We start from the raw sequence: 12,609 nt of genomic DNA, 5'->3' as shown, positions 1-12,609 counted from the left end.
CATGGGAGAAGCGATAGTCGTAACCTCGGGCAAAGGCGGAGTTGGCAAAACAACCACAACAGCCAACATTGGAACCGCACTTGCACTGCAGGGCAAAAAAGTATGTCTCGTCGATACCGACATTGGACTGCGTAATCTGGATGTAGTTATGGGGCTTGAGAATCGTATTATTTATGATCTTGTGGATGTAGCGGAAGGACGTTGCCGCCTAAATCAAGCGCTAGTTAAAGACAAGCGCTTTGATGAATTGTATATGCTGCCTGCAGCTCAAACAAAGGATAAAACGGCTGTCTCTCCTGAACAAGTAAGAGATATCATTCTTGAACTAAAAAAGGAATATGAGTATGTTCTGATCGATTGTCCGGCAGGAATCGAGCACGGCTTCCGCAATGCGATTGCCGGTGCGGATAAAGCGATTGTGGTTACCACACCAGAGCATGCCGCTGTGCGGGATGCCGATCGTATTATCGGACTATTAGAACAGTCGAGTGTGGAATCGCCGAAATTGGTGGTAAACCGTATTCGCCCAGGTCTTGTGAAGTCTGGGGATATGCTTGATATTGAGGATATATTACAGGTGCTGAACATTGATCTTATCGGAATTGTTCCGGATGATGAATTAGTCATTAAAGCCGCAAATAACGGAGAACCTACAGTTATGAATCCCGATTCTTCAGCTGCTATTGCCTATCGCAATATTGCACGCCGAATTCTAGGTGATGCTGTACCCCTGATGCAGCTTGACCGGAAACCGGGAGCATTTAAGAAACTTAAGAAATTTTTCGGCATGGCTTAATTTTTACTAAGCAATCCTATGATAAGAAGCATACACGGGTCCCACCAGTAGAGAAATCTATGGTGGGGCTTATTTTTTTTGAATAAATATGAATGTATGGCATTTCCGGGATTTAAATGGTCTGTCTTGGAGGGGCTTGTTCTAAAGAGACTTCCGTGCTTCATAAAATGGAAGTAAAACAAGCCCGTCCGGAGGGATAAATATGGATCAGAAATCAGATATCAAGAATCGCCGCAAGGAGCGTATTCGTAGTTTATTGGAGGAACTCCCGGAAGTCTCAGCAGTCTCAGGAGTTTCGGAAGTCCCGGAACTAGAAATAGCGGAGGCTCCCCCTTTATTTATTATGCCGGATAAGAGTACGAGCTTTAAGGAATGGGGAACAGGATTTAAGAATGCCGATCAATCCTCTGTAGAGCCCGATCCAGAGGTGATGTGGAAAAAGAGTCGTGGAGGCTGGGAGGATAACGGCGGTGGAGGCTCAAATTTCACTGCTGGTTTTATTCGGCGCTTTGTTGCTAGTGTTCTTGTGTTTGGAGCGGTGTGGGGGATTTTTGCGGTACATCAGCCATGGTCCTATAAGATGCAAGCTTTTATTAGTGATGCGTTAAGCAATGACATGGATTTCACGGCTGTGAGAGTCTGGTATGAGGAGAACTTTAACGGAGCTCCAGCGTTCATTCCGATATTTGGGGATAAAGATGAGCCTGCTCAAAAAGTGGCCGCTCATCATCAACTCACTGCCCCGATAGCTGGGAGCATTGTCCAGCCTTTTGCATCTACGCTAAAAGGGGTGGAAATTATGCCTCAAATCGATTCAACCTTAAATGTGACGGTGAAAAGTATAGACATGGGACGTATTCTCTCCATCTCTAAAGAGCTGGAAGGGGGCATTCGAATTGCTGTTCAGCATTCAGGCGGTGTCACTGCAGAATACGGACATTTGAGCGGCACCAAGCTGGAGGTTGATGACTGGGTGCAGAGCGGGGATTCACTCGGTTGGATGATGGAGAAGGACGTATCCTCAGCTTCAACACTATTTTTCGCAGTGATGAAAGACAAGACTTATATTGATCCTACAGAAGTGGTATCGTTTGATTAGGATCTTTGGTATCGAACTGTCACTACATCCACTGTTCGTGATCATTATGTTATTCTCCGTGGTCACGGGACAATTTCTAGAGCTGCTCACCTTATTTACGATTGTCTTCATTCATGAAATGGGACATGTCGTTGCGGCTCTTTTGGCTGGTGTTACAGTTAAGTCGGTTCAGCTTCTACCGTTTGGCGGAGTGGCTGTTATTGAAGATCATGGGCGGCTTACAGCCAGTCGTGAGATCGGAATAGCCCTTGCCGGTCCACTGCAAAATGGAATTATGATCGTAATTGCTTTGGGACTTCAACAAGCCGGTTATGGCAATCAGGAATTTCTGACCTATTTTATTCATGCCAATGCCATTATTGGGCTTTTTAATCTAGTGCCAGTGCTGCCGCTTGACGGAGGTAAAGTGCTTCAGGCCACTATTAGTTTAGTGCTTCCTTATTACTACACTTTGTTATGGACTGGACGGGTGAGTGTAGCCGCAAGTGTCCTTGTGATTATATATGCGCTGCTGCCTCTTGGAGCGGGTGGAGGCCTTAGGCTGAATATGGTCATGATCGGAGCTTTTCTGCTGTATTCGAATTTTACCGACCATCGTAATTTACCGTACCGGTTTGTTGCTTTTTTGATGAATCGGGAGGCTGTTTATGAGTATCATTTGCGAACAGGAAGCGTAGCTCGTCCAATAGTTGCATTATCTGCGAAACCTTTAGATGATATATTGCGTCTATTTAAACGTAATCAATATCATTTTATCTATGTGTTAAACGGTAAAGGAAATGTTGTTGCTGTTGTGCCGGAACAGCGCTTAATATCAACCTACTTCGGAATATAGTGTATTTATGCAGAGAATGTGAAGGAATGAACGAACGAAACCAGAGGTGAAGCCATGAAACAGATGATCGTTCACTGCACGCAGCACATTACCCGAATGGCTCTTCTGGAAAACGGAAGGCTGGTGGAGTACGCGGCTGAACGCGATCAGCAGCAAGGGTTGGTCGGCAGTTATTACAAGGGCCGTGTGATTAACGTACTTCCAGGTATGCAGGCTGCTTTTGTTGATATCGGACAGAAGAAGAATGCTTTTTTATATGTTGATGATGTATTGCATCCTAATTTGGATAAACAGCCTGATGTGAAGCCCTCTATCGAGACGCTTTTGCAGCCGGGACAGGATATTGTTGTTCAAGTGCGGAAAGAGCCGAGCGGCGGAAAAGGCGCGCGTGTAACGACTCATTATACGTTGCCCGGGCGCTGGATGGTGTACATGCCCTTTGCAGAATACGTCGGTGTCTCCAAAAAAATAAGCCGGGATGCAGAGCGCAGTCGTCTCAAAGGAATCGGAGAACGTCTGCGAATGAAAGAAGAAGGGCTTATTATGCGGACGGTTTCTCAGGACGAGCCACATGAAGCTGTGGAGGGTGATCTTTCTTTTTTGCGTGCCCAATGGGAGAATATTACACGTAAGGCACAAACGGTAGAGGCTCCCGCTTTACTACATCGTGATCTTAGTATTGTCCAACGCTTTATAAGAGATGCCTTTAATCCGCAACGGGATCAGTTGATTATTGATTCATCTGCCGCAGCTAGAGAAGCAACAGCCTTTCTGGACGACATGGCTCCTGAAGGGTACAAGCCAGTCTGTCTTTATAATGGAGCGGAGTCTATTTTCGCTGCTTATGGTATTCAGGATCAATTGCTCAAGAGCTTCAGCCGCAAAATCACGCTGGAGGGCGGAGCAACAATGATCTGGGATGAGACAGAGGCGTTAACCGTAATTGATGTCAACACCGCTCAATACATTGGCGGAGCATCGCTTGAAGAAACGGTTACTAATACGAATTTGCTCGCAGCTGAGGAGATCGGTCGTTTGATCCGGTTACGCGATACTGGTGGAATCATTATTGTCGATTTTATTGATATGGAACAAGAGCTTCACCGCAAGATGGTCACAGAGCGATTAGAGAAAGTGATCTGCAAGGATCGCACCAAAACACATATTTTGGGGTGGACAAGACTCGGGCTGCTCGAGATGACCAGAAAGAAGGCAAGGCATGATTCAGCCAGCTTTGCGCCTGTGATTTGCCAGTGCTGCGGGGGAACCGGAAAAGTTGGAGAATGGCTGGAATGAGTTGACGATAAGTCATAAGTATGATACTATCTTCAAGTATGTGTTTGATGCAGTTGATCCTGCACATGCTGTAACCGCTCCGATCGGGTACATAAGCGCAGTTCCTACGGGAATTCTGCCACCTAGACTAGGCGAGTCTGAGACATGAGGAGGTGCAAGTAAAATGTATGCAATTATCGAAACTGGTGGTAAACAATACAAAGTCCAAGAGGGCGACGTTTTGTTCATTGAAAAGTTGGAAGCTGAAGACGGCGCAAGTGTAACTTTTGACCGTGTATTGGCTGTTTCTAACGATGGTGGTCTGACTGCAGGAACTCCGCTAGTAAGCGGCGCGTCTGTAACAGCTAAAGTCGAGAAACATGGTAAAGGCGCTAAGGTTGTAGTTTACAAATACAAACCTAAGAAGAACTACCACAAGAAACAAGGTCATCGTCAACCGTACACGAAAGTAACTATCGAGAAGATTCAAGCGTAAGAAGGTGCGTTAATGATTAGCGTGCGGATTACACGATTATCGGATCTAGGAACTATCGTTGGCTTTGAGGTTAAGGGGCATGCGGGTTATGCGAAGCGTGGCGAAGATATCGTATGTGCCGGGGTATCCGCTGTAACAGTTGGAACCGTCAATTCGATTGAGATCTTGACCGGAATCTCCATGGATACATCCATGAAGAACGGATTCTTAAGTGGAACATTAAGTTCTGTTGAAGATTTCGATACTTCCGCGAAGGTACAATTGCTGCTTGAATCCATGGTCGTGATGCTGAATGATATCGCAGAATCATACGGGAAGTATATTCAAATACAGCAAGTAAATATTTAAAGAAGGAGGTTGACAACATGTTGAAATTGAATCTTCAATTGTTCGCATCGAAAAAAGGTGTAGGTTCCACAAAAAACGGACGGGATTCCCATTCCAAACGTCTTGGCGTGAAACGTGCTGACGGTCAAGCAGTAACCGGCGGTAACATCTTGGTTCGTCAACGCGGAACAAAAATTCACCCAGGAACTAACGTAGGCATCGGTAAAGATGATACTTTGTTCGCAATGGTGGATGGCGTAGTGAAGTTCGAACGTTGGGGCCGCGATCGCAAAAAAGTGAGCGTGTACCCAGTTGATGTCGCTCCGGTAGCAGCGGCACTGGAAGCGTAAGCTTACGGACCATATGAGCAAGTAGAAGCCTCCGGCATGAGTGCCGGAGGCTTTTTTGTAGAATATTCATAATTATTTGTGATGCAAAGTTGGAATGGTTAGATAGATGTGAAATTCTCGTTATTATCTCTGGTGAACTACAGTGAACGCGTGTGTTATACTAGGAAATGGTAAATGATACTAACAAAACAAATTATCTAAACGAAGTCATGAATTTTGCGAACTGAGGGACGGGGAGAAAGAATGAAATCCTGGAAAAGTGCAATCTGGGCAGTCATGTTATCCGTAATGCTTCCTTTAGGTCTTTTGTATTGGCATACTTCTCTTCTGACGTGTCTATTACTCGGAGTCTGGGTAGTGGCAATCGTTGCTTTCAGTTTTATCTGGAGCCAGCGTCATTATGAACGGGAGCTGCGTATACAAGAGAACACTCTGCAACAGGCGGCGATTCGGACACTGAATCATCATCGACATGATTGGATGAACGATTTGCAGATTCTATACGGATATATTCAGCTTGGAAAGCCTAATAAATCCGTGGAGTGTGTGGAAAGAATAAAGGAACGCATAGCACTTGATAGTCGTATCGCTAAGTTGGGCATTCCTTCATTGGTTTTCTATATCCAATCCTTCCGAACTAACAGGTCTAGTCTGGAATTGGAAGTTCAGGTGGAGGAAGGGTTGCAGCTAGAGGACAAGCTAAATCCAGAAGCAGGAGATGAGCTGACTTCAGTGATTATGCAGACCATACGGGCTTATCAGTACAACGGGCTGGCTCCTCAGGGGGAGACGCGCAAGCTGCGCCTTGGCTTTTTTCAGGATGGAGGAGACATTCTTATCTCCTTCGAAGGCGAGGGGGAGCATGGCAATCCCGAGCTGCTCAAAGGGCAAATTTATAATATAGTACAAGGAAAAATCATGAAAGCAGAGCAGTTTAAGCCTAGCAGGGCTTATGTAGAGCTGCGATTACCGCTTGAAATGTGAGGAAGGTGAACATTTATGTTCGTAGATAAAGCTAAGATTTATGTTAAAGGCGGTGACGGCGGGGATGGTCTCGTTGCGTTTCGCCGGGAGAAATATGTACCGGAGGGTGGTCCTGCCGGTGGTGACGGAGGCCGTGGAGGCGACGTTATTTTCCGTGTAGATGAGGGACTGCGCACGTTGATGGACTTCCGTTATCAGCGCCACTTCAAAGCTGACAAAGGGATTAAAGGACGGAACAAAAGCCAACATGGAGCGAATGCGGATCATATGATCGTTCGTATTCCGCCAGGAACCATTCTGATTGACGATGATACGCAAGAGATCATTGCCGATATGACGCGTCATGGACAACAGGTTGTAGTTGCACGTGGAGGCCGTGGAGGCCGGGGTAACACCCGTTTTGCCACAGCTAATAATACTGCACCAGAGCTTGCGGAGAACGGTGAAGAAGGCCAAGAGCGTTATGTTGTTATGGAACTTAAGGTAATGGCTGATGTAGGGCTTGTAGGCTTCCCGAGTGTGGGTAAATCTACGTTGCTGTCGGTTGTGTCCGCAGCCCAGCCCAAAATCGGAGCTTACCATTTCACAACAATTACACCGAATTTAGGGGTAGTGGATGTTGGGGATGGCCGAAGCTTTGTGATGGCGGATCTGCCTGGATTAATCGAGGGAGCTAGTGAAGGCATAGGTCTGGGTCACGAATTCCTGCGTCACGTTGAACGCACGCGTATCATCATTCATGTAGTTGATATGTCTGGCTCTGAGGGCCGTGATCCCTTCGAGGATTGGGTTCTAATTAATGATGAGCTGAAGCAGTACAATGCTAGTCTAATCGATCGTCCGCAGATTGTGGCGGCGAATAAGATGGATATGCCTGAATCAGAAGAGAATCTTATTTCTTTCCGCGAACGCGTAGCTGAGGTGCGGCCGGATTTAGAAATCATGCCAATTTCATCCCTTACCCGTCAGGGTGTTCAGGAGCTCCTATATCGTGCAACGGATATTCTCGACAGCATTCCGGTTGCGCCGGTGGTTGAGGAAGTTGCTGAAACTACTGAACGTAAGGTGTATAAGCTGGAAGCAGAAGAGGATAATTCCTTTACTATTACACGGGATAACGAGGCGTTTGTGGTCACAAGCCCACGTATCGAACGTATGCTGAAGCGCATGCAGCTTAGCACACATGATGCGATTCTCAAGCTGGCACGGACTTTGCGTCATATGGGTGTAGATGCAGAGCTTCGTAAACGCGGTGCTGTAGAAGGAACGATTGTCCGTATCGCTGATTTCGAATTCGAATTCGTTGAGAACAGCAGCTACTATTAATATTTAGCTGACTATGAAGCGCCAACTATGGTTTTCCTGTAAAGGGATAGCATAGTTGGCGCTTTTTTTGTGAGGAGATCAGTAATTTTTTTCAATAAAAGAACCCAAAACACGATATATATCGTATACAATAAATATCGAAATACACTAATTCCCATTTGGGAGCGTACACGTTATTTATATATAAGATAATGAAAGAAGGAATAGCAGATGGCAATTATAGAAGTGGTGAAGTATGACGGTCCTCCAGGTATATTTGCATGGAAATATCCTAACCAGGAGCTGGGGACATGGACACAACTAATCGTTAATGAATCCCAGGAAGCGATTCTATTCAAGGGCGGACAAGCGCTTGATTCTTTTACAGCTGGGCGGCACACGCTAAGCACCGCTAATATACCTATTTTATCCAATATCGTTAATCTTCCTTTTGGTGGAAAATCACCATTTACGGCTGAAGTATGGTATGTGAATAAGACGAATTCGATGAATGTCAAATGGGGAACGAGCTCACCTTTACAGCTTCAGGATCCCAAATACAAAATTATGATTTCTGTTCGTTCTTTTGGGCAGTTTGGTGTAAAAATCGATGATCCGCGAAAATTCTTGCTGAAGCTCGTAGGGACGCTCCCGCAGTTTGATCATGAAACGCTTATCAGTTATTTCCGCGGACTGCTGATGTCGAATATAAATGAACTTATTTCTTCTTACCTTGTGCACAAGCAAATCAGCATACTGGAGATTAATGCTTATGTTGCAGAGATCTCCAAACATATTCAGGGCCGACTAGCCTCGGCTTTCTTGGATAATGGCATTGAGCTGAATAATTTCTATATTGATTCGATCAATATTCCAGAGGATGATCCGGCAACGATTCGTTTGAAGGAAGCTTTGGCTAAAAAAGCGGAAATGGATATCATGGGCTTCACCTATCAGCAGGAGCGTGGTTTTGACACGATGGAAGAAGCGGCAGGTAATCCCGGCAATCTTGGAGTGGGCATGATGAACACCGGGATGGGGCTTGGACTTGGAATGGGATTTGCTGGACCCGCTATGGATATGGTGAACCGTATGACTAGAGGGATGAACTTGGATTCAGGGACTACAGTTATACGTCAAGAGCAGCGTTCCTGCTCTAAGTGTGGAGTTATGAATCCAGTAGAGGGACGGTTCTGCAGCGGTTGTGGGCAGGCGCTTGGAGGCAACCCGCAAGGTTCTCTCTCTGCGAACAAGATCAAATGTTTTGAATGCGGGCATGAACTAAATGCGGGAGCTAAGTTCTGTCCAGGTTGCGGGAATCCTTATCGTGCTTGCCCATCCTGTAAAGCAGATAATCCTGAGGGAGCGGCTTCTTGTGTCTCCTGTGGAAAAGAAATGCCTAAAGCTTGCGGTAAATGTGGGACTATGGTAGCGCCAGGGGTGAAATTCTGTCCTCATTGTGGAGACAGCATGGTGATTAAATGCAGCGGCTGTGGACATGAGCTGAAAGCTGGACAAAAATTCTGTGCAGAGTGCGGAACAAAAGCAGGCTAAGGAGGACCTAATGAACAAAAGTAGGAGATATATATACATTATTACCATCATTTATGCGGTAGCTATAGTACTGACAGTGTTCTCGTTTATTGGATTAGGTTTCTCTGACTCACTGTTTCGGTTCATAATTTCTTTATCCGCGGTTCTGCTAGCAGAAAGTGTAATCTATGGCTATTGTATTTTTTGGCTCCGAACGGCAAGTAGCATTCAGCAGACTCCGCCTGTTCTTATCAGCGGCGCAATCATTACGGGAATCTATGCAGCCCTCGTATTTGTATCGGCCTTACTCTTCGATTGGCTGCTGGAGTTACCCGCCTTGTGGTACGCAGCCGAACAATTGCTGATTCTTGTGTTAGGAGCGATCACTTTGGCCGCGATAGGGCTTTACGGGTGGAATGCTGGGGCAGGGGAACAGCAAGCCAAAAGGTCTTTACAAAAGTTTCGGCGGTATCAGAACGAATTAACTGAAATGAGTGAGCTGGCTAGTAGCTGGAAGAATTCCGAATCCGAGCAGCTAGTGAACGTGTTAGATATGTTGGAGGAAAAATTTAAGTACAGTGATCCGATATCAGAACCGTCTTTATATGCTACAGAGGATATTCTGCAGCAGCAGATTTCTCTGTTACATGATCACGTGAAGCTACTGCTGGCGACCCAAGAGCCACATGAGGGCTGGCAGGTAGAAGTAAATGAGATGTCAGAGAGTATAAAGTCTACACTTCAGCGGCGTAACCGTGAATTAGCGGCACTTAAATAGGAGGAGTTTACTACATGAACAGTTTGAACCTACAAGAGCCGTCACCGCTCCCGGGAGGAAATGCAACCGTTCCCCGGCTTAAATACGAACGTACCGGGTTTGATTATGTTATTCTCGCGGCTGCTTATCTACTGATGCCAGTTGGACTTGTGCTTGCCTTGTTACGTTTGATGACAACGCATTACAAAAATTACCGTAGACCGACTAACCTCAATCTGCTGATGCATGTATTTATTGGTGGGTTTGTTGAACTTTCTATTGCCATGTTTTCTAGTGCGCTCAATGGGGAATTTGGAACTTCTGAATTAGTATCAACGCTTATTTTAATTGCAATCATGTTTTTGACTCCAGCTTTTATACTGGCTAGTGTGACAGCGAAAGCTAAATATACCCTTTCTAAGCTTAACACTTCTTATATAGAGCTGATTCAAAATAAGAATATCCGGCATATTGGCAGTATATCTGAACGAATAGGCCAAAGTGAAAGTGATGTACGGAGAGATGTCCAGTATCTGAAGGATAAAGGACTGCTTGATATTGATGTCGCATTATCCGAAGGGCGCCGGACGCCAGAACCATCAGCAGCTAATCAAGGTTACCCTGAAAGTACTTCGGGCTTTGGAGGAACGGGGAGAACCCAAGCATCGGGGCAGCAGATACCTGCGCAGCCTCAGTCTCCGCCGCAACTGCCTAAGTCTATCCGTTGTCCGGGGTGCGGAGCCCAGAATACTGTGCTCCCAAGCCAATCTAAAAGCTGTGATTACTGTGGAACGAAGATCCCGTACAATTAATGCCGTCAACCAACAGATTAGCTGCATCGCATATAGGATTACATAAATAAGGGGATTAAAGACAAAATGAGTGGATTGGATATACGCAGACAGCCGCCGGTATCGGGAAAACCTGTGTACAAGCATGAATATGAGCGGACGGCGTTTGATTATACGACTATTGTGTTTGCGTATGTATTTGCTCCGGTTGGCTTCATATTGGCTGCCATTCGGTTATTATCTACACATTCCAAGAGACAGCGCAAAGCAAGCAATATTAACCTGTTTTATCATGCGTGCATGGGTGCCTTTGTAGAATTGGCGATCTATTTCATTATTAGCAAGCTACTCGGTCAAATCGATTATGTCGCACTCTTGATCAGGCTGGTGATTATCTACGCATTGTTTAGGATTCCCGCCATCAAATTATCCGTTAGGGCCGTAGGATGGAGAGAGGGATTCACCTATCTTTGCAATGACTATATCGCATTGGTTCTTGTGGACGGCATAAGGCATATCGGCAGCCTATCCGATATCCGCGGCTTCAGTGAAGAGAATGTCCGCGAGGTTTTGGAATATTTAAAAGATCAGGGAGTGCTTTCTCCAGATATTGTTTATTATGAAGGACGTGTAGACAATCCATTTGTAAAATTGCCGCCGAAGCTTATTTATTCCAAACGGGCACAAGCACTGGTGCGTGCGCCTGAGAATAACCTTCGCTACCGTAACAAACGAGACCAGACAGTGTTTGATCGAATCATCATGGCGATTGCCTATTTGTTTGCTCCCCTTGGGTTTGTACTTGCGATGCTTCGTTTTGTAAGCACTCATTATAAGAATGAGCGGAAATCATTTAACTACAAATTGCTCTATCATGTATGTATGGGAGCTTTTATGGAACTTGCTGTCCTCTTCGCCGTGGGGACCTACAAAGGGGATTTTAAGTGGTACACTTTATTGATCATTCTGGTGGTCCTCTACGTGATCTTTATAATTCCGGCGGACAGCTTTGCAGGGAAGGCTACCTTCGCAACAGAAAACTTTGATTTTCTGTGCAAGAAGTATCTCATGCTGATCGTAGTGGATGATGTTAGGCATATTGGTAATTTAGCTGATATCACGAAACAAAGTGAAGATGATGTACGTAGAGACCTACGGTATTTGGTGAGATGGGGGTTACTTGCTTCTGATCTTGTCTATTATGAAGGACGTGTTAAGCTCTTAGATAAACAACCGCCCAATCTTGTACATCCTGACCGGGCACAGCCCTCCGCGGCATCAGAGAACCAGCCATCATCTGGGCGGCAGTCATTGCCGGAGAATAGGCCTAAGCCACCTGTCCAACTGCCGAAATCCATCGTTTGTCCGAGTTGCGGTGCTAAGAGTAGAGTACTTCCAGGGCAGGATAAAATCTGTGACTATTGCGGGACGACGATTCCATACAGTTAGTGTACATACGATTGCCTTCTGCCCCCGGGAATCCGGGGGTTTTACTACACCTAACTCCCCAGGCCTTGGAGCATCCAGATAAAGTTATTGCATTTTACAAGCCTTTTCCGATATAATGTCCACTAAGAAAACACAAAAGTCTTTGAGGTGAGGACGTTCGTGAGAGAACGCTATTATTTGGTCCGGGAGGACATATTGCCTGATGCTGTACTTAAGACTATGCAGGTTAAACAATTGCTTGAGGCCGGGGATGCGAAGACCGTAAATGAAGGTGTAGAGCAGGTGGGATTAAGCCGAAGCGCTTTTTATAAATACAAGGATGGAATTCACTTGATCCATCAGCTCGAACGAGAGCGGATCGTTACGATTTCCATGGATTTGGAGCACGAATCTGGAATGCTTTCCAAGGTACTAGGCTCTGTAGCGGGACATGGGGCTAATGTGTTGACGATTCACCAGAGTATTCCGCTGCAAGGGCGGGCAAATGTGGTGATCTCTGTAGAAATTTCACACTTAAATGAGGAACTCGGAGAGATGCTGGATAGTCTGAAAGAGATTCCAGGAGTGAAGCGTGCTTTAATCGTTGGACAGGGATAGGAACTATATTCGTAA

Annotated in this window: 15 protein-coding genes and 1 other annotated feature; all 15 genes read left to right on the top strand. The window is 45.7% G+C overall.

What is annotated here, in order from left to right:
- Position 1 precedes the first annotated feature (1 nt).
- Positions 2-796, top strand: a complete 795-nt coding sequence (minD, locus tag MHH50_RS24670) for a septum site-determining protein MinD (protein WP_036685156.1) — start codon at positions 2-4, stop codon at positions 794-796.
- Between the two features lie 202 nt (positions 797-998).
- Positions 999-1,895, top strand: coding sequence for a M23 family metallopeptidase (locus MHH50_RS24665; RefSeq protein WP_076218574.1), 897 nt, complete (start codon positions 999-1,001; stop codon positions 1,893-1,895).
- Positions 1,888-2,730, top strand: a complete 843-nt coding sequence (locus MHH50_RS24660) for a M50 family metallopeptidase (RefSeq protein WP_076129389.1) — start codon at positions 1,888-1,890, stop codon at positions 2,728-2,730. Before MHH50_RS24665 ends, MHH50_RS24660 begins: the two co-directional genes overlap by 8 nt.
- 54 nt (positions 2,731-2,784) lie before the next feature.
- The gene (locus tag MHH50_RS24655; RefSeq protein WP_076129388.1) at positions 2,785-4,026 is read left to right on the top strand and encodes an Rne/Rng family ribonuclease; all 1,242 of its coding nucleotides are present in this window, start codon (positions 2,785-2,787) and stop codon (positions 4,024-4,026) included.
- The gene (locus MHH50_RS24650; RefSeq protein ID WP_155288184.1) at positions 4,007-4,174 is read left to right on the top strand and encodes a hypothetical protein; all 168 of its coding nucleotides are present in this window, start codon (positions 4,007-4,009) and stop codon (positions 4,172-4,174) included. The genes MHH50_RS24655 and MHH50_RS24650 overlap by 20 nt, the downstream gene beginning before the upstream one ends.
- Positions 4,089-4,175, top strand: a sequence feature (ribosomal protein L21 leader region). (Overlaps the previous gene by 86 nt.)
- 14 nt (positions 4,176-4,189) lie before the next feature.
- Positions 4,190-4,501, top strand: a complete 312-nt coding sequence (gene rplU / locus MHH50_RS24645) for a 50S ribosomal protein L21 (RefSeq protein ID WP_036685166.1) — start codon at positions 4,190-4,192, stop codon at positions 4,499-4,501.
- A gap of 12 nt (positions 4,502-4,513) precedes the next feature.
- Positions 4,514-4,849 carry a ribosomal-processing cysteine protease Prp gene (locus tag MHH50_RS24640; RefSeq protein WP_076280018.1) on the top strand — a complete coding sequence of 112 codons (336 nt, stop codon included), beginning with the start codon at positions 4,514-4,516 and terminating at the stop codon, positions 4,847-4,849.
- A 17-nt stretch (positions 4,850-4,866) separates the two neighbouring features.
- A complete protein-coding gene (rpmA, locus tag MHH50_RS24635) occupies positions 4,867-5,178 on the top strand; it encodes a 50S ribosomal protein L27 (RefSeq protein ID WP_036685171.1) in 312 nt (103 codons plus the stop codon).
- Between the two features lie 243 nt (positions 5,179-5,421).
- Positions 5,422-6,162 (top strand): Spo0B domain-containing protein, encoded by a 741-nt coding sequence (locus MHH50_RS24630; RefSeq protein ID WP_076105522.1) that lies wholly within the window; start codon positions 5,422-5,424, stop codon positions 6,160-6,162.
- Between the two features lie 15 nt (positions 6,163-6,177).
- Complete coding sequence (gene obgE, locus MHH50_RS24625; protein WP_036685174.1) at positions 6,178-7,488, top strand: GTPase ObgE; 1,311 nt, start codon at positions 6,178-6,180, stop codon at positions 7,486-7,488.
- A 210-nt stretch (positions 7,489-7,698) separates the two neighbouring features.
- Positions 7,699-9,021, top strand: a complete 1,323-nt coding sequence (locus MHH50_RS24620; RefSeq protein ID WP_076280019.1) for an SPFH domain-containing protein — start codon at positions 7,699-7,701, stop codon at positions 9,019-9,021.
- Positions 9,022-9,031: 10 nt separating this feature from the next.
- Positions 9,032-9,778: a hypothetical protein gene (locus MHH50_RS24615; protein WP_280753789.1), complete on the top strand. Its 747-nt coding sequence runs from the start codon at positions 9,032-9,034 to the stop codon at positions 9,776-9,778.
- 14 nt (positions 9,779-9,792) lie between these two features.
- On the top strand, positions 9,793-10,569 hold the full coding sequence (locus MHH50_RS24610; RefSeq protein ID WP_340033551.1) for a hypothetical protein: 777 nt from the start codon (positions 9,793-9,795) through the stop codon (positions 10,567-10,569).
- Positions 10,570-10,635: 66 nt separating this feature from the next.
- Complete coding sequence (locus MHH50_RS24605) at positions 10,636-11,997, top strand: hypothetical protein (RefSeq protein ID WP_340033550.1); 1,362 nt, start codon at positions 10,636-10,638, stop codon at positions 11,995-11,997.
- 159 nt (positions 11,998-12,156) lie between these two features.
- The gene (locus MHH50_RS24600; RefSeq protein WP_038573029.1) at positions 12,157-12,594 is read left to right on the top strand and encodes an ACT domain-containing protein; all 438 of its coding nucleotides are present in this window, start codon (positions 12,157-12,159) and stop codon (positions 12,592-12,594) included.
- Positions 12,595-12,609: the final 15 nt, after the last annotated feature.

It is taken from the genome of Paenibacillus sp. FSL H3-0302 (genome assembly GCF_037982245.1).
GTDB lineage: Bacteria > Bacillota > Bacilli > Paenibacillales > Paenibacillaceae > Paenibacillus_AQ > Paenibacillus_AQ odorifer.
This window is presented reverse-complemented; position numbering and strand designations above follow the sequence as displayed.